At 71.1% G+C, this 25,845-nt stretch carries 22 protein-coding genes; 12 read left to right on the forward strand and 10 right to left on the reverse strand.

Annotated elements, in window-relative coordinates; all coding sequences use genetic code 11:
- The first annotated feature begins 166 nt into the window (after positions 1-166).
- Entirely contained in the window at positions 167-1,537 is a 1,371-nt protein-coding gene (locus OG963_RS35955) for a hemolysin family protein (RefSeq protein WP_030919022.1), read from the forward strand.
- Positions 1,534-2,646 carry a hemolysin family protein gene (locus OG963_RS35960; protein ID WP_093775406.1) on the forward strand — a complete coding sequence of 371 codons (1,113 nt, stop codon included), beginning with the start codon at positions 1,534-1,536 and terminating at the stop codon, positions 2,644-2,646. The genes OG963_RS35955 and OG963_RS35960 overlap by 4 nt, the downstream gene beginning before the upstream one ends.
- Positions 2,647-2,823: 177 nt before the next feature.
- On the opposite strand, the gene OG963_RS35965 is transcribed toward OG963_RS35960, so the two are convergent.
- Both OG963_RS35965 and OG963_RS35970 read right to left on the reverse strand, forming a co-directional pair.
- A complete protein-coding gene (locus OG963_RS35965) occupies positions 2,824-4,746 on the reverse strand; it encodes an AAA family ATPase (protein WP_371800346.1) in 1,923 nt (640 codons plus the stop codon).
- A gap of 359 nt (positions 4,747-5,105) precedes the next feature.
- Positions 5,106-5,735 (reverse strand): uridine kinase, encoded by a 630-nt coding sequence (locus OG963_RS35970; protein ID WP_093775410.1) that lies wholly within the window; start codon positions 5,733-5,735, stop codon positions 5,106-5,108.
- A gap of 175 nt (positions 5,736-5,910) precedes the next feature.
- On the opposite strand from OG963_RS35970, the gene OG963_RS35975 reads away from it, so the two are divergent.
- Positions 5,911-7,281, forward strand: coding sequence for a peptidase C39 family protein (locus OG963_RS35975; protein ID WP_093775412.1), 1,371 nt, complete (start codon positions 5,911-5,913; stop codon positions 7,279-7,281).
- Positions 7,282-7,397: 116 nt separating this feature from the next.
- A complete protein-coding gene (locus tag OG963_RS35980; protein WP_107490410.1) occupies positions 7,398-7,547 on the forward strand; it encodes an SCO1431 family membrane protein in 150 nt (49 codons plus the stop codon).
- A 72-nt stretch (positions 7,548-7,619) separates the two neighbouring features.
- Here the strand turns inward: OG963_RS35980 and OG963_RS35985 are convergent, their stop codons facing one another.
- Positions 7,620-8,888 carry a glycoside hydrolase family 18 protein gene (locus tag OG963_RS35985; RefSeq protein WP_093775414.1) on the reverse strand — a complete coding sequence of 423 codons (1,269 nt, stop codon included), beginning with the start codon at positions 8,886-8,888 and terminating at the stop codon, positions 7,620-7,622.
- Positions 8,889-9,273: 385 nt separating this feature from the next.
- Here OG963_RS35985 and OG963_RS35990 point away from each other — a divergent pair, with 385 nt between their 5' ends.
- On the forward strand, positions 9,274-10,446 hold the full coding sequence (locus tag OG963_RS35990; RefSeq protein ID WP_093775416.1) for an acyl-CoA dehydrogenase family protein: 1,173 nt from the start codon (positions 9,274-9,276) through the stop codon (positions 10,444-10,446).
- 478 nt (positions 10,447-10,924) lie between these two features.
- Here OG963_RS35990 and OG963_RS35995 read toward each other — a convergent pair whose 3' ends face one another.
- On the reverse strand, positions 10,925-11,323 hold the full coding sequence (locus tag OG963_RS35995) for a hypothetical protein (protein WP_030919046.1): 399 nt from the start codon (positions 11,321-11,323) through the stop codon (positions 10,925-10,927).
- 203 nt (positions 11,324-11,526) lie between these two features.
- Here OG963_RS35995 and OG963_RS36000 point away from each other — a divergent pair, with 203 nt between their 5' ends.
- The 4 genes from OG963_RS36000 to fxsA all read left to right on the forward strand — a co-directional run bounded on the left by OG963_RS36000 (position 11,527) and on the right by fxsA (position 15,624).
- Positions 11,527-11,967, forward strand: a complete 441-nt coding sequence (locus tag OG963_RS36000; RefSeq protein ID WP_024493538.1) for an Lrp/AsnC family transcriptional regulator — start codon at positions 11,527-11,529, stop codon at positions 11,965-11,967.
- Between the two features lie 68 nt (positions 11,968-12,035).
- A complete protein-coding gene (locus tag OG963_RS36005; protein WP_319325456.1) occupies positions 12,036-13,682 on the forward strand; it encodes an amidohydrolase in 1,647 nt (548 codons plus the stop codon).
- A gap of 540 nt (positions 13,683-14,222) precedes the next feature.
- Positions 14,223-14,990: a polyprenol monophosphomannose synthase gene (locus OG963_RS36010; protein WP_093775421.1), complete on the forward strand. Its 768-nt coding sequence runs from the start codon at positions 14,223-14,225 to the stop codon at positions 14,988-14,990.
- Between the two features lie 55 nt (positions 14,991-15,045).
- Positions 15,046-15,624, forward strand: coding sequence for an FxsA family membrane protein (fxsA, locus tag OG963_RS36015; protein ID WP_030919055.1), 579 nt, complete (start codon positions 15,046-15,048; stop codon positions 15,622-15,624).
- Positions 15,625-16,290: 666 nt separating this feature from the next.
- Here the strand turns inward: fxsA and OG963_RS36020 are convergent.
- The 4 genes from OG963_RS36020 to OG963_RS36035 form a co-directional block, all read right to left on the reverse strand.
- Positions 16,291-16,665: an RNA polymerase-binding protein RbpA gene (locus OG963_RS36020; RefSeq protein ID WP_007262928.1), complete on the reverse strand. Its 375-nt coding sequence runs from the start codon at positions 16,663-16,665 to the stop codon at positions 16,291-16,293.
- Between the two features lie 265 nt (positions 16,666-16,930).
- On the reverse strand, positions 16,931-18,307 hold the full coding sequence (locus OG963_RS36025) for an MFS transporter (protein ID WP_319737771.1): 1,377 nt from the start codon (positions 18,305-18,307) through the stop codon (positions 16,931-16,933).
- Positions 18,308-18,353: 46 nt separating this feature from the next.
- Entirely contained in the window at positions 18,354-19,118 is a 765-nt protein-coding gene (locus tag OG963_RS36030) for a glycerophosphodiester phosphodiesterase family protein (protein WP_371799832.1), read from the reverse strand.
- Entirely contained in the window at positions 19,115-19,816 is a 702-nt protein-coding gene (locus OG963_RS36035; protein WP_093775427.1) for a YitT family protein, read from the reverse strand. Before OG963_RS36035 ends, OG963_RS36030 begins: the two co-directional genes overlap by 4 nt.
- A gap of 102 nt (positions 19,817-19,918) precedes the next feature.
- Here OG963_RS36035 and OG963_RS36040 point away from each other — a divergent pair, with 102 nt between their 5' ends.
- Positions 19,919-21,418, forward strand: coding sequence for a PLP-dependent aminotransferase family protein (locus OG963_RS36040; RefSeq protein WP_030919063.1), 1,500 nt, complete (start codon positions 19,919-19,921; stop codon positions 21,416-21,418).
- A gap of 103 nt (positions 21,419-21,521) precedes the next feature.
- On the opposite strand, the gene OG963_RS36045 is transcribed toward OG963_RS36040, so the two are convergent.
- Both OG963_RS36045 and OG963_RS36050 read right to left on the reverse strand, forming a co-directional pair.
- Complete coding sequence (locus OG963_RS36045; RefSeq protein WP_371799833.1) at positions 21,522-23,138, reverse strand: hypothetical protein; 1,617 nt, start codon at positions 23,136-23,138, stop codon at positions 21,522-21,524.
- Between the two features lie 37 nt (positions 23,139-23,175).
- On the reverse strand, positions 23,176-23,370 hold the full coding sequence (locus tag OG963_RS36050; RefSeq protein ID WP_018103962.1) for a hypothetical protein: 195 nt from the start codon (positions 23,368-23,370) through the stop codon (positions 23,176-23,178).
- A gap of 306 nt (positions 23,371-23,676) precedes the next feature.
- On the opposite strand from OG963_RS36050, the gene OG963_RS36055 reads away from it, so the two are divergent.
- Both OG963_RS36055 and OG963_RS36060 read left to right on the forward strand, forming a co-directional pair.
- Entirely contained in the window at positions 23,677-24,069 is a 393-nt protein-coding gene (locus OG963_RS36055; protein ID WP_030919069.1) for an ankyrin repeat domain-containing protein, read from the forward strand.
- 218 nt (positions 24,070-24,287) lie between these two features.
- Entirely contained in the window at positions 24,288-25,706 is a 1,419-nt protein-coding gene (locus OG963_RS36060; protein WP_093775431.1) for a hypothetical protein, read from the forward strand.
- Positions 25,707-25,845 lie beyond the last annotated feature (139 nt).

Genomic DNA, 25,845 nt, shown 5'->3' on the forward strand with positions numbered 1-25,845 from the left:
ACTTCTTGATTACTCTGGAGGGCGGTGGCGCCCTGTGTGCGCCCCGCCCCGCACAGAAGGCCCCTGAGGCCGGCGGGGCTTTCCTTCGACCCAAGGAGTGACTCCCTCCAGCAATGGACGGATCGTCCGGTAGTACCTGCGCCGCCCCATCCCAGGAGGCGGCGGCATGATCACCCCCTTGCTGCTTCTCAGTGCGGCATTCCTTCTCATCCTCGCCAACGGATTCTTCGTGGCAGCCGAGTTCGGGCTGGTCACGGTGGAGCGGCCGGACGCCGAGCGCGCCGCCGCCGCGGGCGACCGGCGGGCGCGTACCGTCGTCGACGCCCTGCGCGAGCTCTCCTTCCAGCTCTCCGGCACCCAGCTCGGCATCACCATCACCTCACTGGTCGTCGGCATGCTCGCCGAACCCGCCCTCGCCCAGCTGCTGGCCGGACCGCTCACCGCGACCGGACTCCCCGGCGGGGCCGTACCCGGGGTCAGTGTGGTGATCGGGATGCTGGTCGCCTCCGCCGTCCAGATGGTGATCGGCGAGCTCGTACCGAAGAACTGGGCGGTCTCCCGGCCGCTCCAGGTCGCCCGGTTCGTCGCCGGCCCCCAGCACCGCTTCGCCAGTGCGCTGCGGCCGGTGATCACCCTGCTGAACACCGTCGCCAACCGGCTGGTGCGACTGCTCGGCGTCGAGCCCACGGACGAGCTGGCCTCCGCCCGTACACCCGGTGAGCTGGTCTCCCTGGCCCGGCACTCCGCCGAGGCCGGCACCCTCGAACAGGACACCGCGGATCTCTTCGTACGGACCCTGTCGCTCGCCGGACTCACCGCACAGCACGTCATGACCCCGCGCGTGAAGGTCAGCGCGCTGCAGTCGACCGCGACCGCGGCGGACGTCCTGAACCTCACCCGCGCCACTGGCCTCTCCCGCTTCCCGGTCTACCGGGACCGGATCGACGAGGTCGTCGGCATGATCCACCTCAAGGACGCGCTCGCCGTGCCCGCCCAGGAGCGGCGGCGCACCCCGGCAGGGCGGATCGCCGTACCGCCCCTGCTCGTCCCCGAGACGCTCCCGGTCGAGCAGCTGCTCCAGCGCCTGCGCAACGAGCAGCCGATCGCCGTCGTGGTCGACGAGTACGGCGGCACCGCCGGTGTGGTCACGCTCGAGGACATCATCGAGGAACTGGTCGGCGAGGTCAGGGACGAGCACGACGCGGAAGGCGCCGACCGCCCCGAACTGGCCGTCGCCGCTCCCGAGGACGGCCGTCCCGCCTGGGACGCCGAAGGCAGCTGCCGGGTCCTCACCCTGCGCCGGATAGGCCTTGACGTGCCGGAAGGACCGTACGAGACGGTGGCCGGACTGGTCGCCGATCTCCTCGGACGGATTCCCGCCCCCGGCGACCGGGCCGAACTGCCGGGCTGGCGGATCTCGGTTCGCCAGGTGGGGCACTACCGCGCCGAACAGGTCCGCTTCGTACGCATAGCCGATGTGCCGGAGACCGTCGACGCGCCGTCGGCGGAACGCGCTGTCCTGGAGGCCGCACGATGAGCGTCGTCCAGTTGCTCTTCGCCGGGCTCCTCGTGCTGGCGAACGGGTTCTTCGTGGGTGCCGAGTTCGCACTGGTCTCCGTACGCCGCAGCCAGATCGAACCCCTCGCGGCGGCCGGATCGGGCAGGGCCCGGCAGGTGCTGTACGGCCTGGAGAACCTGCCGCAGATGATGGCCGCCGCGCAGTTCGGCATCACCGTCTGCTCACTGACCCTCGGCGCCGTCGCCGAACCGACCGTCGCCCATCTGCTGGAGCCGGTCTTCCACGCGGTGCACCTGCCGGAGGGCCTCGTCCACCCGCTCGGCTACGTCCTGGCGCTCGTCTTCGTGGTCTTCCTCCACCTCGTCATCGGCGAGATGGTTCCGAAGAACCTGGCCATGGCGGCCCCGGAGAAGACCTCGATGTGGCTCAGCCCCGGCCTGGTCGGCTTCGCCCGGCTCTGCCGCCCGGTCACCTCGGCACTGGGCGCCTGCGCCCGGCTGGTGCTCCGGCTGTTCCGCGTCGAACCCAAGGACGAGGTCGAGGCCGTCTTCACCAGTGAGCAGCTCAACCGGCTCGTCGAGGACTCCGGACAGGCCGGGCTGCTCGAACCGGAGGCGCAGGAGCGCCTGGAGGACGCGCTGGAGCTGGGCAGCAGGCCGGTCACCGATGTACTGCTCGACCGGGCCTCCCTGGTGACCGTGGACCCGTCGGTCACCCCGCACCGGATCGAGGAACTGACGGTACGGACCGGCTACTCGCGCTTCCCGGTCTGTGCGGAGGGCGGTGGACCGTTCATGGGCTATCTGCACGTCAAGGACGTCCTCGATCTGGAGGACGGCGAACGGGCCGTTCCGCAACACGTCTGGCGCCCGATGGCGACGCTCCGGGCGGAGCTGCCCCTGGACGACGCGCTGACGGTGATGCGCCGTGCGGCCACCCACCTCGCCCAGGTGGCCGACGCGTCGGGCCGGGTGCTGGGGCTGGTCGCGATGGAGGACGTCCTGGAAATGCTGGTGGGCGAGGTACGCGACCCCGCGCACCGGGTCTCGGTACCCCGCCGGACGGTCGAGGCCGCACCGGCGGGCCCCGGCGCGGACGAACTCCAGCCACTGGCGGCACGAACCTGACAACCAGGCCAGGTCTCATCGCCGGACGGGAGCCACATCCGGGCCCGTCCGGCGTCAGGGACGGCGAACTCACGCCCGTCCGGTGTGTGAGGACACATCCGCACGGCGGCGGGGCTGCGAAACCGTGACCGGCCGCCGGGCGGGGGCCCGGTGCCTGCGACCCGACCCACCGCACCGTCACAGTCCCGGAGGCTCCTGCGGCCCCCGGTCCACCGGCCCCCGGCCGGACAGCACCTCGCCGTACGCCTGCATGAGATCCGGCAGCCGTAGCGTCGCCAGGTCGTCGCGTGTGGGCACCGCCGCGTACCCGGACAGCCGCAGATCCCGGTACGCGCAGCTCTTCTCGTACAGCGTGCGCAGAAACCGCCCGTTGCCCAGCTCGTCGATCCAGCCCTGGTCGACGACATGGCCGCTGATCGAGCGCAGCTCCTCCAAGGACTCCTCGTCCCACACGTCGTCGTTGTCGGCGGCCAGCACCTCGCCGATCGAGGTGAGTTCCAGCGGCCGGTAGCTGGGGAAGTCCACCCGGGTGGTGAACCGGGAGGAGAGCCCGGGGTTGGTGGCCAGCAGCCGGTCCATGCCCTCGGGGTAGCCCGCGAGGATGACGACGAGATGGTCGCGGTTGTCCTCGGCCCGCTTGAGGAGCACCTGCAGCGCCTCGTCCCCGTACGCGTCGCCCTTGCTGTAACCGGAGTTGGAGAGGCTGTACGCCTCGTCGACGAACAGCACCCCGCCGAGCGCCGAGTCGATCAGCTCGTTGGCCTTGACCGCGGTCTGGCCGAGGAACTCGCCGACCAGATCGGAACGCTGCGCCTCGACGAGGTGGTCACCGCCGAGCAGCCCCAGCGCGTAGAAGACCCGGCCCAGGATCCGGGCCACCGTGGTCTTCCCGGTCCCGGACGGTCCGGAGAAGATGAAATGACGCTTGGGGGGTTGGACCAGAAGCCCCTCGCCGGCCCGCAGCCGCGCCATGTTCAGCTGCGCGGACAAGGCTTTGACCTGGCGCTTGACGGGTTCGAGGCCGACCATCCGCTCCAGCTCCGCCAGCGCCTCGGCGAGCAGCACCGGATCGCTGGGCCCTGCCGGGAACGGCTGCGGCGACGACTGACCTGGCACCGCCGTCTTCTCCCGTGCCCCCGCCCCGTCGGCGGGAGGCAGCCCGCCGACACCCGGCATGTTCTGCGGTTCTCCACCGGGCCGAAGCTCCCGGCCGTCCACCAGATCGGTGCCGAGCAGAGAGTCGCCGTCCTGCTGCGCCTCCGCGACCGTGCCGTCCATGCCGAACCCCGTCAGTGACACGGAGGCCAGACCTGCCGCCTCGTCGGTGCCTTCCAGCCCGTCGTAGTCCGCGATGGCTGCGAGCCGCGCCGATGTGTCCATGAAGGCCGGATCGATCCGGTGCACCGCCCGGTAGAGCGGCAGGGCGGCCGCGCTGCGGCCGGTGCCCTCGTGTGCGCGGGCCAGCCAGTAGCGCAGCTCCTTGCGCTGCGGTTGTTCGCTGCGGCAGCGCATCAGTGCGGTGGAGAGCAGCGGCTCGGCCTGCCCGTACATCTCCAGCCGCACCCGCGCCATCCCGCCGAAGAGCCCCGCCTCGATGCCGAGCAGCGGATCGTCGACCAGCTGCTCGGTGTTGCGTACGAGCTGTTCCCAGTCCTTGACCAGATAGGACCGGCAGGCGTGCAGGAACCGCACCTGCGGGTCCGTGTCCACCGGTGGCAGTCCGGCCAACGCCCGGTCCAGTTCGGCGACATGACGCCCGTCCAGCCAGTGCGACGCGTGCGCGAGCAGCAGGTCGCGTGGGCTCTCCAGCACCGGTTGCACCCACCAGCCCAGCCAGTACCAGGAGTTGAGCGTGCGCCGATGGCGGGTGCGCTGTTCGCCGAACCGGTCGCGATGCCGGTACATCCGCAGTAACGCGGCCGTCGTGTCGATGCGCAGGGCGTGGAGACCGAGCCAGGCGTCCGCCATGCCGGGATCCAGCCGCACCGCTGTTCTGAACTCCTCCTCGGCCTGCGGGTATGCGCCCATCGTGTAGGCGTCCACGCCGCGCAGCCAGGCGAGGTCGGCCGGGGCCTGTGCGCCCTGCGTGCCGATGTCCATCAGGTCCCCCACAAGCCGTGCCCCCAGGATCTCCCGCCGCACGACCGCCCGTCGAGGCGCGCTGAACCACTGTGCCACGGAAGGGAATTGACCGCACCGAAAGGCATCGTACCTGCGCAGGGAGTGCGCGACTAAGAGCGCCGCAGGCAGAGCAGGGACCGTGACCGAGGGTAAGCGGAAGGTCGTGCACAGCAGCGGGAAGAGGCGTGCGAGAGCAGAACGAAGCCCCCGATCACGGGGGAACAACCGGGGGCTTCGTGTCCGTGGGGGCTTCGAAAAGCCGCACATTGAGAACGTAAGACCTGTACCGGCCCCGGGTCAAGCACAGTTGGGGCAGTTCCGGACCCATTCCCGACTGCTCAGTACGTCGTTGCGGGAGGATCACGGTGGGTGACGGAACGGTTCGCTCCTGCTGTCGCACGAGGTCCCTCCAGCCACTCGTACCCCACGGGCAACTGGAGTACCAGAGCGTCCGCGTAGGGGCGCGAGGGATCGGCGGCGAAGTGCTCATCCTCGGCCGTGGTCCACCCGTCCCAGAACGCCGAAAGCGCGGGCCCGTCCCGGCGCCGGCCCCGCTCCCACGACGCCGCGGGACCGAGTTCCATCCACCACAGTCGTGCGAGATGCGGGCGCAGCGCACGGCGACCCGCGCCCACGCCCTCGATCAGCACCACCGGCGCGGGTTCCAGAGTGCGTGGCGGACCGAACCGGCGAGCGGTCCAGTCGTACGGCGCATAGCGCGCGCTCTCGCCGCGCGACAGCGGCCCGATCACCTGGTCGCGCAGCCGGTCCACCCAGGCGAACGGCTCCTCGTGCGTGGCCAGGTCGTCCAGCCGCAGGACGGGGGCGTCGTCGAGCGCGGCCGAGAGGCGGGACGCGAGGGTGCTCTTGCCCGAACCTGCGTGGCCGTCGACGCCGATCAGCCGGACCGGCCCGCAGGACGGCGCCAGGGTGCGCAGCCCGGAGGCGCGGCGCGAGAGGTCGTTCATATGGCCCAGCCTACGAGCCGGTCCGGAGCAACCGCAGGTCACGCCAGTGGACCAGACCAATATTGGTTCGTCGGCACACTGCGATTCGCTGGCCCAATCCGGCTGTGAACCGCAATAGTTGGCGCACTGTCGTGCACCCGCAGCCCCACTCCGCTTACGACCGGGGGTTTCGCCCATGAACCGACCGACCTCACGCAGAACTGTGCTGACCGCCGCGCTCGCGGTGGCGGCCGCCGCCGGCACGGCGTCGTCCGCCGGCTCCGCAGCCGCCGCGATCCCGGCCGCTGCCCCGCCCGATGCGGCTGCGGCGGCCGCTTCGCTCGTGGACAACCACTCCTGGAGTACGTACACCGACTGGCGCAGCGGCTGCGGCACCGGGACGCGCGCCGTCGCAGGACGCAGGCCGGGTCTGGTGATCGGCTCCCCCCGGGGACGTACCGACTACACCGACCCGCACACCGGGAACACCGCCACCTGGGAGTACGCGACCTGGACCTCGCCCCGGCACCGGTCCACGGTCCCGGCGACCGAGGTCATCGCGTCCTGGAACGCGGACACCCCGGCAGGCACCTGGATCCAGATCGAGCTGAACGGCCGCTACTCGGACGGCACCGACACGCCCTGGTACGTGATGGGCCGCTGGGCGGCGGGTGACGGCGACATCCGCCGCACCTCCGTCGACGACCAGACCGACGGCAGGAGCTCCATCTGGACCGACACCTTCTCGGTGGACGACGCGGCGAGCGGGCTGCGGCTGGTCTCGTACCAGCTGCGACTCACCCTGTACCGCACCCCGGGCAGCAGCCTCACCCCGACCGTGTGGCGGCTCGGCGCGATGGCCTCGGACATCCCCGACCGTTTCACCGTGGAGCCCAGCGCCCCCGGCCTCGCCCGGGAGCTGCCGGTGCCGCGCTACTCGCAGAGCGTGCACGCGGGCCAGTACCCGGAGTACGACAACGGCGGTGAGGCGTGGTGCAGCCCCACCTCCTCGCAGATGATCATCGAGTACTGGGGGCGCAGACCCACCGCCGATGACCTGGCCTGGGTGGAGCCGGGCCTGGCCGACCCGCAGGTCTGCCACGCGGCCCGCTTCACGTACGACTACCAGTACGAGGGCTGCGGCAACTGGCCGTTCAACGCCGCGTATGCCGCCACGTACGACGACATGAGCGCGGTCGTCACGCGGCTGCGCTCGCTGACCGACCTGGAGACATTGATCCGGGCCGGCATCCCGGCCATAACGTCGCAGTCCTTCCTCAAGGAGGAGCTGACCGGGGCCGGGTACGGAACCTCCGGCCATCTCATGACCGTGATCGGGTTCACGGCGGACGGCGACGTGATCGCCAACGACCCGGCCTCGCCGAACGACGCGGCCGTCCGCCGGATCTACAAGCGGCACGAGTGGGAGACGATCTGGCTCCGCACCAAGCGCTACAACGCGAGCGGCAATGTGGCGTCCGGCACAGGCGGGGTCTGCTACCTCTACTTCCCGGCCCACCCGACGCCCGCCCAGCAGCGGGCTCTGGCGGCCGTCGGCATCCGCTGACGCGGTCCGGCGCTCCCGGGGCAGTGACCGATGTCATCTACCCCGGGAGCCTGACCGGCTGGCACTCTGGACGGGTCATGGGGGGACTTCACTGCCGGACGACCGAGCGAGATGCCATGACCGCGACCACCGCAACCACCGTCACTGCCCGCCGCCGCGCGCGGACCGGAGGTCCCGAGGACCGGTCCAAGCTGCTGGAGAACGTCCTCGGCTGGACGCTCGTCGTCCTCGTCGCCATGTTCGTCACCCAGGCCGGCCTGATGTGAGAAGTCGGCCGTCGGCGGAAGAGGGCGGGAAGCCTCCCGGGCTCCCCGCCCCTCGGGATCGCAGGGTCGCGGCTAGTTGATCGCCTTGATCAGCTCGCCGGCGGCGGTGTCACCGCTCAACTCCCAGAAGAACGTGCCCCCCAGGCCCTGCTGGTTCTTGTAGTCCATCTTGGTGGCGATGGTGGCCGGGGTGTCGTAGCTCCACCAGTTGGTCCCGCAGTGCGCGTACGCCGTGCCGGCCACGGTGCCGGTCGCGGGGCAGCTGCCCTTGAGGACCTTGTAGTCCTCGATGCCCGCCTCGTACGTTCCCGCGGCCGCGCCGGTCGCCGTGCCGCCCGGAGCGTCCTGCGTCACGCCCGTCCAGCCGCGTCCGTAGAAGCCGATCCCGAGCAGCAGTTTCGAGGCGGGGACGCCGAGGGCCTTGAGCTTGGTGACGGCGGCGTCGCTGGTGTAACCCTCCTTCGGAATGCCGGTGTACGAGGTCAGCGGGGAGTGCGGGGCCGTCGGGCCCTGTGCGTCCCAGGCGCCGAAGAAGTCGTACGTCATCGGGTTGTACCAGTCGACGTACTGCGCGGCGCCCCCGTAGTCGACGGCGTCGAGCTTGCCTCCGTCCGAGCCGTCGGCGGTGATGGCCGAGGTGACCAGGTTGCCCGTGCCGAACTTGGCGCGCAGCGCCGCCAGCACGTTGCCGTAGGCGTCACGGCCGCTGGTGTCGCAGGTCAGACCACAGGCGTTGGGGTACTCCCAGTCGATGTCGATGCCGTCGAAGACGTCGGCCCAGCGGGGGTCCTCCACCAGGTCGTAGCAGGACTGGGCGAACGCGGCCGGATTCTTCGCCGCCTCACCGAAGCCGCCGGACCAGGTCCAGCCGCCGAACGACCAGATGACCTTCAGATTCGGGTGCAGCTTCTTCAGCTTGCGCAGCTGGTTGAAACTGCCGCGCAGCGGCTGGTCCCAGGTGTCGGCGACGCCGTCGACCGACTGGTCGGCGGTGTACGCCTTCTCGTAGTCGGCGTAGCTGTCGCCGACCGCGCACTTGCCGCCGGTGACATTGCCGAAGGCGTAGTTGATGTGCGTCAGCTTGTCGGCCGAGCCCGAGGTCTCGATGTTCTTGACGTGGTAATTGCGCTGGTAGACACCCCAGTCGGTGAAGTATCCGACCACCTTGTCGCCGGCCGCTGACGTGGTGGCTTCGGCGGCCGCGGTGGCCGAGGCGTGCTCGGTGGCCGCGCCGGCCGATGCCGGGCCTGCGGCACCGAGGAGGGTGGCGCCGAGGGCGGCGGTACAGACGGCGGCGGCGAGCGCCCGGAACCGGGCGCGGGGACGGTGAAGTCCGATCATCGTGGCTCCTCGTGGGGGAGGGGGCGTGCGAGTGGGGGGACGTACGGCCGACCCCGCGCAGATTTGGCATGAACGCGATAAGGCCGACCGGATTGGAACCGTAGATGGACTAGACCAGTTGGGTCAATGGTTCGGACCATCCCGATGGCGATCCGGGCCCGCACGGACCGCCGGGCCGCCCGATCCGGCACCCGGTGACGGATACCGTCCGATCGGGCATACTCGACCCGCCACAGCCGCTGGCCAGCAACTCTCGTAATCCGGGAGGGCAGCATCGGCTGAGTAGTAGTGCTTGTCCGGGCCCCGGCCCGGAATTCCCCGGCGGCGCCGCTCACACCCCGCGCGCGCGACCGCCGCAACGCCCGACAGGGAGGAGAGCGCCGTCATGTCCGACCGTGCCCCGCAGTTGGTGGAGCGTCGTCTGCCCACCGAGGAGTCCAGGCAGCTTGTCGCGCTGGTCCGCGACATCGTCCAGCGGGAGATCGCGCCACGGGCGGCCGAGGAGGAGGACGCCGGCCGGTTCCCGCGCGAAGTCTTCACCCTGCTCTCCGAGTCCGGACTCCTCGGTCTGCCGTACGACTCCGCCTACGGCGGCGGCGACCAGCCGTACGAGGTCTATCTCCAAGTTCTCGAGGAACTCGCGGCCGCCCGCCTCACCGTCGGTCTCGGTGTCAGTGTCCACTCGCTCGCCTGCCACGCCCTCGCCGGATACGGCACCAAGGATCAGCAGGCGGAACATCTGCCGGCGATGCTGGGAGGCGGCCTGCTGGGCGCCTACTGCCTCTCGGAGCCCGCCTCGGGCTCCGATGCCGCCTCGCTCCGCACGAAGGCCGTGCGGGACGGTGACGACTGGATCATCACCGGCACCAAGGCGTGGATCACTCACGGCGGGATCGCCGACTTCTACACCGTCCTGGCGCGTAGCGGCGTCGAGGGTGCCCGCGGCATCACCGCCTTCCTGGTCCCCGGCGACGCGGAGGGGCTGAACGCGGCCCTCCCCGAGAAGAAGATGGGGATGAAGGGCTCGCCCACCGCCCAACTGCACTTCGACGGCGTACGGGTGCCCGACGTACGCCGGATCGGCGAGGAGGGGCAGGGCTTCGCCATCGCCTTGTCGGCACTCGACTCCGGGCGCCTCGGTATCGCCGCCTGTGCGATCGGTGTCGCGCAGGCCGCCCTGAACGAGGCCGTCGGATACGCCACCGGGCGACAGCAGTTCGGCCGTCCCATCGCGGACTTCCAGGGGCTGCGGTTCATGCTCGCCGACATGGCCACCCAGATCGAGGCGGGCCGCGCGCTCTACCTGGAGGCGGCCAGGCTGCGTGACGCCGGCAGGCCGTTCTCCCGTCAGGCCGCCATGGCCAAGCTGTTCTGCACCGACGCGGCCATGCGGGTCACCGTCGACGCCGTCCAGGTCCTCGGCGGCTACGGCTACACCCTCGACTTCCCTGTCGAGCGGCTGATGCGCGAGGCGAAGGTGCTGCAGATCGTCGAAGGCACCAACCAGATTCAGCGCATGGTCATCGCGCGCCACCTCGCAGGTCCCGAGACGCGCTGAGCCGCAGCGGCCGGTCCGACCACACGGGCGTCGTCATGATCCGGTTCCACTCCTGGTCATGGCGGCCCGGCAAGGTCCGCCCGGTGGACTCCCAATGGCTCAGCATGGCCCGGTAGATGGGCGGATCGGTCGAATGCGGCACCGGGCGCGGCGGAGAAGGCGCGGGCGCGGTCTTCGGCGCCGGCTGGGAGCCGGGTCGCGGAACCGATTCTTCGGAGGCCGGAGCGGCGAGACGGCGGCGACCGGGGCCGGTCGTTGAATGCAGCAGCGTCATGTCAGGCCAACGGCGTGGGGCGGGGCCGGGTCACTGCCGGGTGGATTCGAGCGCCCGTTCGCCAGGTTCCCCTGGCTCGCGGGCATGGCTCGATGCTGCCCGCACCACGCCGGTCCGGCCGTCGTGGTGCAGTGCAGGCGTCTTCAGGTGCTGCCGGAGGTCTCCGGTGGCAATGACGGCCGCGTGGGGCGGCGTCGGACCGTGTCAGGCGGCGTTGCGCCGCATCTGCGGGACCCGCATCGGGCGCGAACCGGCACCACCGGCGTGCGAGAAGGGCTGCATCCGCCAGTCGAGCCCCTGAGGGAGCGTCAACAGCAGGCCTGTGTCCTGCTCGTGGAGTTCGAGCGACTCGTCGGCGGGACGCGTCTGCGCGACGCCGCGGCCGGTTCCGGCGCACACCGTGAGCACGAACGGGTTCCACGGGGTCGGGCACAGTGCGTGTTCCGGCAGCACGACCTCGTCGGCCAGCAGCGCGATCGGCTGCGCACAGTCCGGGCAGATCACCCGGTACATCTCAAAAGTGTCGTACGCGTCGGGAGCGGAGTCCTCGACGGGTTCGACAGGCTCCGGTTCGGTACGTCCGGTGAGCTTCAGGCTCTGCATGGAGAATCTCCCCCTCGGGTGGGCCGACAAGGCGCCACGGCCTCGACCACAGCAAGCACTTCCCGTCGCGCATCGGCCGTAACCGCGAGGTCGCCGGCTACCCACCCGTAAACCTGTGGCATTCGTCACATGCCCGGTGCAGGTGCCCTGTTCGGAGCCCCTTCGACTGTGCCTGGAGGGACCCGGGGCCATAGGTTGACCGCATGGAGGAGCTGGACCGTCAGATTGTGGAGTTGCTCGTCAAGGACGGGCGGATGAGCTACACCGACCTGGGCAAGGCCACCGGCCTGTCCACCTCGGCCGTTCATCAGCGTGTCCGAAGGTTGGAGCAGCGCGGGGTGATCCGGGGCTATGCCGCGGTCGTCGACCCCGAGGCCGTCGGGCTGCCCCTCACCGCGTTCATCTCGGTGAAACCCTTCGACCCGAGCGCGCCGGACGACATCGCCGAGCGGCTCGCCGGCGTGCCCGAACTGGAGGCGTGCCACAGCGTCGCGGGCGATGAGAACTACATCCTCAAGGTGCGGGTCGCGACCCCGCTGGAGCTGGAGCACCTGCTCACCCGGATCCGCTCGCTCGCGGGAGTCTCCACTCGCACCACCGTGGTCCTCTCCACCCCGTACGAGGCGCGGCCCCCGCAGATCTGAGGCGCGCCGGACCCGGACCCGAGGGGGGTGCGGACGGCGCCGCTCCGAGCAGGCGCGAGACTGGTGGCATGACCGAGAGCACCGCCCCCCAGAGCGAACACCGCACCGTGCTGCTGCGCGGTGGAGACGTCCACAGCCCCGCCGACCCCTTCGCCACCGCCATGGTCGTCGAACGCGGCCATGTCGCCTGGGTCGGCTCCGAAGGGGCCGCCGACGCCTTCGCGAGCGGCGTCGACGAAGTGATCGACCTCGAAGGGGCGCTGGTCACTCCGGCGTTCACCGACGCGCACGTCCACACCACAGCGACCGGTCTGGCCCTCACCGGTCTGGACCTCTCGGGCGCCCGCACCCTTGCCGAGGCCCTCGACCTCGTTCGTACGCACACGGCCGCGCACCCCGCCGACCGGGTCGTCCTCGGCCATGGGTGGGACGCCGCACGCTGGCCGGAGCAGCGGCCGCCGTCGCGCGGCGAGCTCGACGCGGCGGCCGGCGGCCGGCCCGTCTATCTGCCCCGGATCGATGTGCACTCCGCGGTCGTCACCACGGCGCTCCTCGATCTGGTCCCCGGGGTCACCGCGCTGGCCGGCTACCACCCCGACGCCCCGCTCACCGACGCCGCCCACCACGCGGTGCGTTCCGCGGCGCACGACGCCGTCTCGCCGCGGCAGCGCGCCGACGCACAGCGCGCCGCGCTGGACCGCGCCGCCTCGCTCGGCATCGGCACCGTCCATGAGTGCGGCGGACCCGACATCTCCGACGAGGAGGACTTCACCGGGCTGCTGAAGCTCGCCGCCGGGCGGCCGGGCCCGCGGGTCTTCGGCTACTGGGCCGAGCAGGTGGGCGACGAGAAGGACGCCCGCCGGATCCGCGAACTCGGCGCGATCGGCGCTGCCGGGGATCTCTTCGTCGACGGCTCCCTCGGCTCGCACACCGCGTGCCTGCACGAGCCGTACGCCGACGGTCCGGCCGGCCACACCGGTACCGCCCACCTGGACGCGGCGCAGATCGCCGCCCATGTCACCGCCTGCACCGAGGCAGGTCTGCAGGCCGGCTTCCACGCCATCGGCGACGCCGCGGTCTCCGCCGTCGTGGCCGGAGTCCGGGCAGCCGCCGAAACGCTCGGACTGGCCCGCATCCGAGCCGCCCGGCACCGCGTCGAGCACGCCGAGATGCTCACCCCCGAGACCGTCGCCGCCTTCGCGGAGCTGGGTCTGACCGCCTCCGTCCAACCCGCCTTCGACGCTGCCTGGGGCGGCGAGGACGGCATGTACGCGCAGCGGCTCGGCGTCGAGCGGGCCCGCACCCTGAACCCCTACGCGGGCCTCCTGCGGGCCGGTGTGCCCCTCGCCTTCGGCTCGGACAGCCCGGTGACCCCGCTGGACCCGTGGGGGACCGTACGGGCCGCCGCATTCCACCGCTCGCCCGAGCACCGGATCTCCGTACGGGCGGGATTCACCGCGCACACCAGGGGCGGCTGGCGGGCGGTCGGCCGCGACGACGCGGGCACGCTGGTGCCCGGTGCACCTGCCGACTACGCCGTCTGGCGCACCGAGGAGCTTGTGGTGCAGGCCCCGGACGACCGGGTCGCCCGCTGGTCGACCGACCCGCGTTCCGGCACGCCGGGACTGCCGGACCTCACCCCTGGCGGTGAACTTCCGGTCTGTCTGCGTACCGTGATCTTCGGACAAACTGTCTACGTGAGGCCGAACGGGTGACGTCCGGACATTTCGTACCGCCGATCGAAGGCGCCGTCGCTTCCCCGCGACCTGGGAATCTCCGGTACTGACCAGGCGACTTCGGTAAACGTTGCAGGTCAGACGGGTATTGACAGAATGCGCCCACGGGCCGGTAGGTTCGGCCGAGTCCACCACAGGACGTCCGACCGGTTGAACCTCCACGCAGTCGTCGAACGCCGCTGGGTCATGGGGTGGTGCGCCGCACCGGCGCACCGCCACTGACAGCCAGGTTCAGCGCCCGCGCCTCGGGGGCGAGGGAAGGTTCGAACCGGACGGCAGGTGCGACCCGGGTGGGGCCCGGACGTTCAGTAGACAACGGCTTTCGGTCGACCCGCAGCCAGCGGGACCCAGGTCGGCCCGAAGGACGCCGGGCCCCGATCCGCAGTTCCGTCCGAGCTTCTGTCCGCACTTCCCTCCTTCTGTCCGGCCCGGCTCCCGATACCTTCCGACCGCGTCTGTCCTCGGCCCCGGACGCGGTCGATATGGTGTGCACCTGCGTACGGACGTGAGGGGCAGTTAGTGAACGACGGCGGTCAGAGGCGATACGGCCCGCTCGGCAGAGCGTTGGTGATCATCCCGACCTACAACGAGGCCGAGAACATCAAGCCGATCGTCATCCGGGTGCGCGCCGCAGTGCCGGACGCGGACATCCTGGTCGCCGACGACAACAGCCCCGACGGCACCGGCAAGATCGCCGACGAGCTCGCCGCCGCCGACAGTCAGGTCCAGGTACTGCACCGGCAGGCCAAGGAAGGGCTCGGTGCCGCGTACCTGGCGGGCTTCCGCTGGGGCATCGAGCACGGCTACGGCGTCCTCGTCGAGATGGACGCCGACGGCTCCCACCAGCCCGAGGAACTGCCCCGGCTGCTCACCGCCCTCAAGGGCGCCGATCTGGTGCTCGGGTCCCGCTGGGTGCCGGGCGGGCGCGTCGTCAACTGGCCCAAGTCCCGCGAAATGATCTCCCGGGGCGGCAGCACGTACTCCCGGTTGCTGCTCGGGCTGCGGACCAGGGACGTCACCGGCGGCTACCGGGCCTTCCGGTCGGAGACCCTGCAGGGCATCGGCCTCGACGAGGTCGCCTCCCAGGGCTACTGCTTCCAGGTCGACCTGGCCCGCCGCGCCGTCGACGCGGGATACCACGTGGTCGAGGTCCCGATCACCTTCGTGGACCGCGAGATCGGCGACTCCAAGATGAGCCGCGACATCCTCGTCGAGGCGCTGTGGCGGGTCACGTCGTGGGGCGTCACCGCCCGCGCGAACCGGGTCCTGGGCCGCAAGCCCTCCTGACGCCCTCACATCCCGCTTATCCCGCTCGGACGTGCGTCCAGGCACACTGGGGACCATGACGACCGGCACACCGCCCCCGACCGCCCCGCGGCGCTCGCGCGCCCGCACCTTCATCCCCCTCGCCGTCGCCGCGTGGGTGGTGCTGGAGATCTGGCTGCTGACCGTGGTGGCCGACGTCGCGGGCGGGTTCACCGTGCTGCTGCTCCTGATCGGGGGCGTCGTGCTCGGGGCCGTCGTGATGAAGTCGGCCGGCCGCCGGGCCTTCCGCAACCTGACCGAGACGCTCCAGCGGATGCCGGGGCAGCCGGGGGCCACCGCCGCGTCGCCCGCCGCCCCGTCGGGCAGCAAGGGCAACGGGCTCCTGATGCTCGGCGGCCTGCTGATCATGATCCCGGGGTTGATCTCGGACGTGGCGGGACTTCTGCTGCTGGTGCCGCCGGTGCGGGCGATGCTCGGCAGGCGCGCGGAGAAGTCCCTGGAGCGGCGGATGCGCACCGCTACACCGGGGAGCCTCTCCGACGCGTTCCAGCAGGCCCGGATCCACCGGCCGGACGGAAAGGTCGTCCAGGGCGAAGTCATCCGTGAGGGCGACACCCAGCCGGACGACAACCCCCGCCCGCCGCTGACCCCCTGACCGAGCGGCGTCCCACGGCCTGCGCCCGACTGCCGTCTTCAGCCGAGGACGGGCTTGCCCGCCCGTGCCCGGCATTCACGTCCGGAGAATTCGAGCCCGTCGGGTGTTGGTACCCGAGTCGGCGCCGGACGGGAAGTTCGGGTCGTCCGGCGCTCGAGGACATCTCCGACGCCCGAGCGATGTGCGGCGGACCGTTCGGGATCGCTCGACGTCCGGGCATGCCTGGAACCCAGGGGCTGTCCCGTGATCCCTGGCAGGCCGGCGCGACGACAGCCACGGCACCTCGCCACGTTGTCCGAACGCCCGGGTGCGTCCGTACGAGGACGCCCCTTCGCCTTGCGATGCGCCGCATCTGACGCTGCGCGCCGATCCACCGGGGTTCACGGGACAGCGCCTGTCCCTGCGGCGCCGTGGAGCCCCGCGGGCCGTCCGGCGCCTCAGGGAGGGGAACCGTCGGCCGGATGCGCTGCATCCGACGCCGTGCGCCGACCCACCACGGATCACGGGAGAGCCCTCGGCCCCGCGCCATGGAGCCCCGCGGGCCGTCCGGCGCCTCAGGGCAGGGAACCGGCGGCCCCCGTTCCGCACGACAGACAGAGCCGCGGGCCGTGGCACACGCTCGGTGTGCCACGGCCCGCGGCTCTGTCTAGGTGCGGTGTTGCGCGGTCAGGCAGACTTCCTGCTGTCCCGCGGATGCACGGCAATGTTCATGGCTCCGGAGCGCAGAACCGCCAGCCTCTCGGCCAGCACCTCCTCCAGCTCCTCGCGTGTGCGCCGCTCCATGAGCATGTCCCAGTGCGTACGCGCAGGCTTGCCCTTCTTCTCCTCGGGGCCATCCCCGTCCACCAGGAGTGCCATGGCGCCGCACGCCTTGCACTCCCACTCCGGCGGAATTTCCGCCTCTACCGAGAACGGCATCTCAAATCGATGTCCGTTCTGGCATGCGTACTCCACCGCCTGGCGCGGGGCCAGATCGATGCCGCGGTCCGTCTCGTAGCTGGTAACCACGAGTCGCGTGCCGCGGAGAGCTCGCTCACTCATGAATCGTGCCTCCCGGGCTTGTCGCCCACAGGACAGGTGTCGCTGTCGTCGTCATCCGGTCAACGTCCGGTCGGCGGTAAAGATTCCCGTTGCCGGTCATGCGTCGCCCGTCGTGCCGCTGCTTTTTCAGGGTTGGGGTACCCACCAATGCCCGGTTTGTCACATCTGGCAGAAGTTGTCACCCAACGGTTTGGCTTCTTCCACTCGCAGTAACGGTCCTCCGGGCAGGCCAAAGGCGTACACTACCGGCCTTTTACTTCAACGTCTAAATCCGTTCCGGAACAGGATTCCCTGCCGCCGCAACGGCCTGCCGAACGGGCACCCTCGCGAGCAGTACCGAACCGATCGCGAAGAAGATCACCAACGAAATGATTGCATCCCGATAGCTGCCGGTCAGCTGATACGCGAGACCGAACACCAGTGGCCCCAGCCAGCTCAGTCCGCGGTCGCTCATCTCGTACGCGGAGAAGTACTCGGCCTCCTTGCCGCGCGGCACCAGATGGGAGAACAGCGAGCGCGACAGCGCCTGGCTGCCGCCGAGCACCAGGCCGATCGCCGAGGCGAGTACGTAGAAGAAGACCGGCGCGTCCGAAGGCAGGAAGTAGCCGGAGACGAGGATCAGGGTCCAGACGACGAGCGAGGCCAGGATCGTGCGCTTCGCTCCGTACGCCCGTGCCAGCCGGCCCATCCCCAGCGCCCCCGCCACCGCGAGCACCTGCACCAGCAGCACAGCGGTGATCAGCGTCGTCTGGTCGAGGCCGAGCTCCTCCGAGCCGTACACCGAAGCCTGGGAGATCACCGTCTGGATACCGTCGTTGTAGACCAGATAGGCGAGGAGGAAGGAGAGCGTGAGCGGGTGCCGGCGCATGTCGCGCAGAGTGGCGCGCAGCTGTCGCCAGCCGGAGCCGACCGCACCCTCGCCGCCCGGTGTCACCCGCCGGTCGCGCAGCCGTCGGAGCGGCACGAGGGTGAACGCACCCCACCAGACCCCCGCCGAGGCGAGGCAGATCCGCACCGCGTCGGACTCGGAGAGGCCGAACGAGTCGTGGCCCGTGTAGAGGACCAGATTGAGGACGAGGACGAGCGCCCCCGACGTATAGCCGAAGGCCCAGCCGCGCGAGGAGACCGCGTCGCGTTCGTCGGGCGTGGCGATCTGCGGCAGATACGCGTTGTAGAGCACCATCGACACCGAGATCGACGCATTCGCCACGATCAGCAGGAACGCCCCCAGCAGATAGCGATGGCCGTCCAGGAAGAACATCCCGGTCGTCGCGGCCGCGCCCACGTACGCGGCGGCCGCGAGCAGCGGCTTCTTGCGGCCCGTACGGTCGGCGGCGGCGCCCACGATCGGCATCACCACCACCGCGACGACGACCGACACCGAGACCGCGTACGCGAAGAGCGAACCGGCGCGTACCGGGATGCCGAGCGGGTGCACGAAACCGTCGGCGTCCGCGGCGGCCTTGGCTATCGACGTCAGATAGGGGCCGAGGAACACCGTGAGGACGCTGGTCGAGTAGACCGAACACGCGAAGTCGTAGAAGTACCAGCCGCGTTGTTCGCGTCTGCGGCCCTCGGCGTCGGCACCCTCGGTGGCGCGTTCCGGCGTCGGCTCAGCGGTGTCTGCGGTCTCGGCGCTCAACCCGCACCCCCTCGTGTCTCCTCGTGGGGACGCCGCCTGGCCGGCGTCAGGCCCAGGCCCCCCGCTCGCTCAGCACCTTGCGCAGCGTCTCGATGTGATCGGTCATGATGCCATCCACACCGAGATCGAGGAGCGCTGCCATCCGCTCCGGTTCGTTCACCGTCCAGACATGGACCTGGAGCCCGCGCGCATGGGCCTCCCGGACGAAGCGCCGGTCGACCACCCTGACCCCGTTCTGGCTCTCCGGGACCTGCGCGCACACCGCTCCGGCGCGCAGCGCGGCCGGTATGCCGTACGAGCGCAGCCGCAGGCCGAGGACGCCGCGGACACCGTACGAGGTGGCGAGCCGGGGGCCCGCGAGGCGGTGCGCCCTGGCCACCCGGGTCTCCGAGAACGATCCGACGCACACCCGGTCCCAGGCGTCCGTCCGGCGGATCAGATCGATCAGCGGGACCAGGGCCGGCTCGGCCTTGATGTCCACGTTCCAGCGGGCGTCGGGGAATTCCTCCAGCAACTCCTCGAACAGCGGCAGCGGTTCGCGACCCGCCACCCGGGCCTGCCGCACCTCGCTCCACGGCAGGTCGGCTATCCGGCCCCGGGCGTCCGTCACCCGGTCCAGGGTGGTGTCGTGGAAGGCGACCAGGCGGCCGTCCGACGTCGTGTGCACATCGGTCTCGAAGTACCGGTAGCCGGCCTCGGCGGCCCGGTGGAATGCGGCCGTCGTGTTCTCGATCCCGTCCGCCGCTCCGCCGCGGTGGGCGAACGGGATCGTCACGGGATGGTCCAGATACGGGTGGCGTAGGGAGGTCACTGCGGAAGTATGGCCTCCTCCGGTGACGGTGCGGTGACGGCGGTGGTGCCGGACTCCGGCGCGGGGGCGGCGGTCCGGCCGGCGAGATCCGCCCCGGGGACGGCGAACAGGCGCAGGAAGAGCTGGGCGAGCGGGCCGATGCCGAGCGCGTAGAGGACCGTACCCACTCCCAGGGAGCCGCCGAGCGCGAAGCCGGTCGCCACCACCGCCACCTCGATTGCCGTGCGGACCGTCCGGATGGAACGGCCGGTGCTCCGGTGCAGTCCGGTCATCAGCCCGTCGCGCGGACCGGGGCCGAACCGCGCCGCGATGTACAGCCCCGTCGCGACACCGTTGAGCACGATCCCCGCGACCATCACCAGGATGCGTCCGGCGAGGCCGTGCACCTGGGGGACGACGGCGAGCGTGCCGTCCATGGCGAGGCCGATGGCGAAGACGTTGGAGACCGTCCCGAGACCGGGGCGCTGCCTCATCGGGATCCAGAGCAGCAGGACCGCCGCGCCGACGATGATCGCGACGACTCCGATGGAGAGCCCGGTGCGCTCGGCGAGGCCCTGGTGCAGCACCCCCCAGGGTTCGAGGCCGAGCCCGGCGCGGACGAGAAGCGCCGAGCTCACTCCGTACAGGGCCAGACCGACGTACAGCTGAACCAGCCGTCGTGTGAGGTGCGCCCCGCGCGGGACGGCGGTGTTGGACAAGATGTGCTCCCTGGTGTGGTGGCAGTGGACCGACGCATGACACTGTGGGGCTGGGTATTGGCTACCAACTATGGCCAATCCGAGGAAGGTGGACTGATTTTCATGGCGCAGTGGACTTCGGCCGTCGGTGCCGCGCAGCTCGCCCGGCAGCTCCAGGCCCAGCAGCAGAAGCCCATCGGCCCCGGCACCCGCAGGCCGCCGGCCTACCGCGCGCTGGCAGACGGCATCCGGCTACTCGTCCTCGAGGGCCGGGTGCCGGTCGCCGCCCGGCTCCCCGCCGAGCGTGAACTGGCGCTCGGCCTGTCCGTCAGCCGCACCACCGTCGCCGCCGCCTACGAGGCGCTGCGGGCGGAGGGGTTCCTGGAGTCCCGCCGCGGCGCCGGAAGCTGGACCGCGGTACCGGCAGGCAATCCACTGCCCGCCCGCGGCCTCGAACCGCTGCCCCCGGAGTCGCTCGGTTCGATGATCGACCTGGGCTGTGCCTCGCTGCCCGCGCCCGAACCCTGGCTGACCCGCGCCGTCCAGGGCGCACTGGAAGAACTGCCGCCGTACGCGCACACCCACGGCGACTACCCCGCGGGGCTGCCCGCGCTGCGGCAGATGATCGCCGACCGCTACACCGAGCGCGGCATCGCGACCATGCCGGAACAGATCATGGTCACCACCGGTGCGATGGGCGCGATCGACGCCATCTGTCATCTCTTCGCGGGGCGCGGCGAGCGGATCGCGGTGGAGTCCCCGTCGTACGCCAACATCCTGCAGCTGATGCGGGAGGCCGGCGCCCGGTTGGTGCCCGTGGCCATGGAGGAGGGGATCGGCGGCTGGGACATGAACCGCTGGCGGCACGTGCTGCGGGACGCGGCCCCCCGGCTCGCCTACGTCGTGGCGGACTTCCACAACCCCACCGGCGCGCTCGCGGACGAGAACCAGCGCCGGGCCCTGGTGGACGCGGCCCGCTCCGCCGGGACCGTCCTGGTCGTCGACGAGACGATGAACGAGCTCCACCTGGACGACGACGTCGAGATGCCGCGCCGGGTCTGCGCCTTCGATCCGGCGGGCAGCACCGTGCTCACCGTCGGCTCGGCCAGCAAAGCCTTCTGGGCCGGCATGCGGATCGGCTGGGTACGGGCCGCCCCGGACGTGATCCGCAGTCTGGTTTCCGCCCGGGCTTACGCCGACATGGGCACCCCCGTGCTGGAGCAGCTCGCGATCAACTGGCTGATGCGCACCGGGGGCTGGGAGGAAGCGGTGGAGATCCGCCGCGGCCAGGCACGGGAGAACCGGGACGCGCTGGTCGCGGCGGTGCGCCGGGAACTGCCGGAGTGGGAGTTCGAGGTGCCGCGCGGCGGCCTGACGCTCTGGGTGCGCACGGGTGGACTCTCGGGGTCGCGACTGGCCGTGGCGGGGGAGCGCGTGGGGGTGCGGGTGCCATCGGGACCGCGATTCGGTGTCGACGGCGCGTTCGAAGGGTACGTACGGCTGCCGTTCACGGTCGGTGGGCCGGTGGCGGACGAGGCGGCGGTGCGGCTCGCGGCGGCGGCGCGGCTGGTCGGGTCGGGGGCGAGTGCGGGGGCGGAGGCGCCGAGGACATTCGTCGCCTGATCGCCGACGGGACCGACGGCCACATCGCTGTGGGCGGGCGGGACGGACGGGTGCCGAATCGCAGGATCCGCCACCCGTCCGTCCCGCCCGCCCCTTCGTACACCTATTCGCTGAGCGTCAGCTGCTCGGCTGTCAGGACGTGCCCCGTCGTCAGGGCGGTCTCCGCGGGCAACGGGTCCGGACTTGTCGGTTCCGGCACCGTCGCCTCGACCGCCGCCTGTCGCGCGGGCAGCAGATCGAGCACCGCCTGCCGGTGTGCCTCGCTCGTCGCGTCGTCGTAAGGGTCCGGTGTGGCCGGCACCTGGAGCCGCAGCACCGGGCCGGTGCCGAGCCGCGCGTATCCCCGGCCGGGCGGGACGTCCGGTGGCGGGGTGGTGTGCGGCTCCAGGCCGAGCACGGCTTCGACCTGGTCGCGTGCGCAGGGGCCCAGCACGACCCGGGCCCGGGTGTGGCTCCGTACGGTCTCGCTGAGCGTGTCCAGGCTGTCGAACTGGTCGGTCGTCACCACGGTGACATTGGCCGCCCTGCCGTGCCGCAACGGCACCTGAAGGAGTTCCTGCGGGTCGGGCCGGCCGTCCACGGCCGCGAGATGGCCGAGGACGCTGGGCCGGTCCAGCAGGATCCAGAGCGGGCGCTTGGTGTCCTCGGGAGGGGGATGTCCCGCCTGCCGGGCTCGGTTGGCGGCGATCAGCCGCCGCTCCGTCTCATGGGCCGCCCACTCCAGGGTGGCCAGCGCACCGGCCAGTCCGCATTCGACGGCCAGCACCCCGGTGCGTCCGGGCAGGCAGCCGTACTCGCCGGTTCCGCTGCCCTCGATGATGAGGATGTCGCCGTGCTGGAGAGCCTGCAGGGCGATGGAGCGCATCAGCGTCGAGGTGCCGCTGCCCGGCTGTCCGACGATCAGCAGATGCGGCTCCGTGGAGCGGGCACCGGTCCGCCAGACGACCGGGGGCGCGTCCCGGGTCTCCTCGCCGTCGGTGACCGGCACCTTTCGCTGCACCGCGCCGTCGTCGGTGAAGCCCAGCACCGTCTCCCCGGGCGTGGTGACGAAGCGCTGGGCGGCGATGGAGGTGGGCAGGGCGTCCAGGACGCTCATCACGAGCTGGTTGGCCTCCTCGTCCCAGGCGAAGTGGTACTCGCGGCCACGCCCCGACTTGGCGTGCAGCAGCTGTTCGATCCGGATACGCGAGGCCGCCTCGCCGTCGGTGAAGTACGCGGGATACGCGATCTTGAGCCGGGTGACGCGTCCGTCGCCGTCGAACTCGTAACCGCTGAACGCCTTCCCCCAGTCGCCGCCGTGCGAGAACAGCGGACTCGGGTCGTCGGCCACCGAGAAGTACGGCACGAGCGCCTCGTACAGGGCCTGCAGCCGACCGGTCTCGGTCTTGTCGGGGCCGGTCTTCGCCGGCGTACGATCGCGTCCCTTCCATGCGGCGGCGCCCATCACCCCGGCCAGGGCGAGCAGGGGCCCGTACGGGATGAGCGCCACCACGAGTACGCAGGCCGCGACGAGGAACAGCGTGGGACCACGCCGCTCCTTGGGTGTCGCGGCCCACTTCCGCCGTCCCGCGCCGGCCAGCAGCCGCAGACCACGAACGATCCTGATCAGCGGGTGAAGGACGTCGGTGGCGTTGTCGGCGGCCGTGCGCGCGAACTCGCGACCGCGAGTGATCGAAGCGCTGCCGCTGTTCAGAATGCGGGGGAGTGGTCGCCGGGCCACGTCGGTCTCCTGAAGGGTGGGAGCGGGTCGCGGGGGGTCAGAACTTGATCCCGCCCAGCAGGCCGGCCAGGCTCGCCCCGCCCGCGGTGATGCTCGGTGCGATGGCGGTGCCGGCCAGATAGAAGCCGAACAGGGCTGTGACGAGGGCGTGAGAGGCCTTCAGGCCGTCCTTCCTGAAGAACAGGAAGACGATGATGCCGAGGATGACTACGCCTGACATGGAAAGGATCATGAGTGGTTCTCCTGTTTGGGGGGACAGTCACCATGAGTCCTTCCAGGCTCACAAAAAGTATCTATAGGATAAAAGGTGCAATGGAGTGAAAGGTCGTTATTTTCACCGGAACGGCCGACAGGTGAACGCGGCTCGGTCGGAACATCCGGCACGGCGCACCACCCTGCGTCACTCGGCGTGATCTTTGCCACGGCCGGTCCGGGCCATGTGCGCCGGGGAGCAGTACCCTGTCGGTTCACTCGTACGGCCCCCGTGCCGTACGGCCCCCGGTCAGCAGTAGCGAGTTCATGGAAGGCGGTCCGTCCGATGAGCGAAGTCCCAGATCCCGAGGTCGTGGAGCTGGCGACCAAGGTCTTCGACCTGGCGCGCCGCGGGGAGACCGAGACGCTCGCCGCGTACGTGGATGCCGGTGTGCCCGCGAACCTGACCAACGACCGGGGCGATTCGCTGGTGATGCTCGCGGCTTATCACGGGCACGCCGAGGCGGTCACCGCCCTCGTCGGCCGTGGCGCCGACCCGGACCGGGCCAACGACCGCGGGCAGACGCCGCTTGCCGGCGCCGTCTTCAAGGGGGAGGACGCGGTCATCGAGGCACTGCTCGCCGCAGGTGCCGACCCGGCGGCCGGAACACCGTCCGCGCTGGACACCGCGCGCATGTTCGGCAAGGCCGACCTGCTGGAACTCTTCGGCTCCCGCTGAGCGGGTACGCGGTAAATGTGGTCGCGGTGACGAAATGGCTGGGTCATCATGACGTCGCGGGCCCGATTCGGGCCACCGACGAGAGGCAGAGGAAGATGGTCTACACCAAGCAGAAGACGGCGGTCGGCCGATCATGTTGCTGCGCGGCGTAGTGCCCACCCGGCACTTGGAACTGCACAGTCCCGGTTGCGTCGACAGCTTGATGTGAGGCTTTTCCCATGTTCGATCCGTTCATAGCGCCGAGCGGCACCCTGCTCGGCCTGCTGCAGAGGGGCCGCGGCGACGGCACGCTCCACGCGCTCGCCGCACCACGCGCCGAGGCCCTCGCGGCCCTCAACCACTGCGTCCTGAGCGATCCGCGTCACGACTGGCAGGTCGAGAACCGCTCCCTCTACTACGCACGTCTGTATCTCGACCTCGACGGCGGCATCGAGGAGATCGAGCAGCACCTGAGCGATCCGGACGACCACATCGACACCGACGACTCGCGGACCGGTCTGGCCCTCGCGGTCCTCGGCCACCTCGCCTCGTACGGTCGCTCGGACGCCCTGGCCCTGCTGCGGCGGTACGCGGCGACCGGCGCCAACTGGGCGTGGGCCCTCGACGAGCTGGCCCTGCGCGACGACGACGCCGGACTTCGCACGCTCGCCGTGCCCGTCCTGGCCCGGTTCCCGGACACCGAGGAGGGCACCGCCGAGCTCGCGGCCGCCGTGCGGGACGCCTTCGAGCCCCGGCCCTGGCGGCTGTGGGCGGACGATCCGCGCGAAGCGGTCGGAGCCAGGGTCAGGTCCGCCTCGGAACAGGGCTCGTTCGACCGCTGGCAGCGACAGATGCGTCCCGGCGGCCCACGCCCCGGCTGGAGCGTCCAGGCCGTCTTCGACTGGGCCCAGCAGGGACTGGACCGCGGTACCCCTCTTCACGTACCGGCCGCCCGCTGCCTCACCGCCGTCGCCGGCCCCGACGACCGGCCGGTGATCCTCGAGGCTGCCCGCAGCGGCCCGGAAGGCGCCCGCTGCGCGGCTCTGCACTACCTGTCCGAAGCCAGGGACCCGGTCGTGCTCGACCTGATCGAGGTCGCGGCGGTCAGCCCTTCGCGCACGGTCGCCGACGCGGCCGTGGCCGCCTTCGAGCGGATGTGCGGCGACGCGGCAGTGGACCGGGCCCGGATCTGGGCCCGACGGCCCGACGCACTCGGAGCCTCCGCCGCCGGTGTGCTCGCCTGCCGGGGCGACGACCAGGACGCATCCCTCGTCCTCGCCGCTCTGCGCGACGCCGTACGCGGCGAAGGGCCGGACGCACAACGCCTGTGGACCCTCGTCGACGGCACGGGCCGGCTGGGCATCGCCTGCGCCGCACCCGTCCTGCGCCACGTCTACCGGGAGACGTCCTCCTCGCATCTGCGCGGCCGGGCGGCGCGCGCGCTCGCGGCCACCGACCCCTCATTCGCCACCGGCTTCGCCGTCGAATGCCTGTGGGACTGCGAGGAGACCACCCGGGAGGTCGCCGCACTCCACGCGGAGACCGGCGACATCAGGGTCGCCGAACGGCTGCGCCGACTGGCCGCCGACCCGGCCGAGGAGGCCGAGGTGCAGACCGCGGTGCGCAGCAGGATCGGACCCGACACCCCGGCTGTCTGACCCGAGGCACGTACAGAAGGGCGCAGCGCTTCGGGGGAGCGCGGCGCACCCTGCCACCGGACGTCGAACGCTCACTGGACGTTCCCCGGGTGGAAAGATCCAAGTCGGCCCCGTCACGTCCGGTGCGACGACAACACGG

The sequence above is a fragment of the Streptomyces sp. NBC_01707 genome (genome assembly GCF_041438805.1).
Classification (GTDB): Bacteria; Actinomycetota; Actinomycetes; order Streptomycetales; family Streptomycetaceae; genus Streptomyces.

Excerpts from the sequence above, each read along its gene's own strand:
- OG963_RS35965 (WP_371800346.1), bottom strand. The coding sequence starts at position 4,746 with ATGGACATCGGCACGCAGGGCGCACAGGCCCCGGCCGACCTCGCCTGG.
- OG963_RS35985 (WP_093775414.1), bottom strand. The coding sequence starts at position 8,888 with ATGATCGGACTTCACCGTCCCCGCGCCCGGTTCCGGGCGCTCGCCGCC.
- OG963_RS35995 (WP_030919046.1), bottom strand. The coding sequence starts at position 11,323 with ATGCAGAGCCTGAAGCTCACCGGACGTACCGAACCGGAGCCTGTCGAA.
- OG963_RS36020 (WP_007262928.1), bottom strand. The coding sequence starts at position 16,665 with ATGAGTGAGCGAGCTCTCCGCGGCACGCGACTCGTGGTTACCAGCTAC.
- OG963_RS35970 (WP_093775410.1), bottom strand. The coding sequence starts at position 5,735 with ATGAACGACCTCTCGCGCCGCGCCTCCGGGCTGCGCACCCTGGCGCCG.
- fxsA (WP_030919055.1), top strand. The coding sequence starts at position 15,046 with ATGACGACCGGCACACCGCCCCCGACCGCCCCGCGGCGCTCGCGCGCC.
- OG963_RS36040 (WP_030919063.1), top strand. The coding sequence starts at position 19,919 with ATGGCGCAGTGGACTTCGGCCGTCGGTGCCGCGCAGCTCGCCCGGCAG.
- OG963_RS35960 (WP_093775406.1), top strand. The coding sequence starts at position 1,534 with ATGAGCGTCGTCCAGTTGCTCTTCGCCGGGCTCCTCGTGCTGGCGAAC.
- OG963_RS36000 (WP_024493538.1), top strand. The coding sequence starts at position 11,527 with ATGGAGGAGCTGGACCGTCAGATTGTGGAGTTGCTCGTCAAGGACGGG.
- OG963_RS35980 (WP_107490410.1), top strand. The coding sequence starts at position 7,398 with ATGACCGCGACCACCGCAACCACCGTCACTGCCCGCCGCCGCGCGCGG.
- OG963_RS36055 (WP_030919069.1), top strand. The coding sequence starts at position 23,677 with ATGAGCGAAGTCCCAGATCCCGAGGTCGTGGAGCTGGCGACCAAGGTC.
- OG963_RS36050 (WP_018103962.1), bottom strand. The coding sequence starts at position 23,370 with ATGATCCTTTCCATGTCAGGCGTAGTCATCCTCGGCATCATCGTCTTC.
- OG963_RS36060 (WP_093775431.1), top strand. The coding sequence starts at position 24,288 with ATGTTCGATCCGTTCATAGCGCCGAGCGGCACCCTGCTCGGCCTGCTG.
- OG963_RS35990 (WP_093775416.1), top strand. The coding sequence starts at position 9,274 with ATGTCCGACCGTGCCCCGCAGTTGGTGGAGCGTCGTCTGCCCACCGAG.
- OG963_RS35955 (WP_030919022.1), top strand. The coding sequence starts at position 167 with ATGATCACCCCCTTGCTGCTTCTCAGTGCGGCATTCCTTCTCATCCTC.
- OG963_RS35975 (WP_093775412.1), top strand. The coding sequence starts at position 5,911 with ATGAACCGACCGACCTCACGCAGAACTGTGCTGACCGCCGCGCTCGCG.
- OG963_RS36005 (WP_319325456.1), top strand. The coding sequence starts at position 12,036 with ATGACCGAGAGCACCGCCCCCCAGAGCGAACACCGCACCGTGCTGCTG.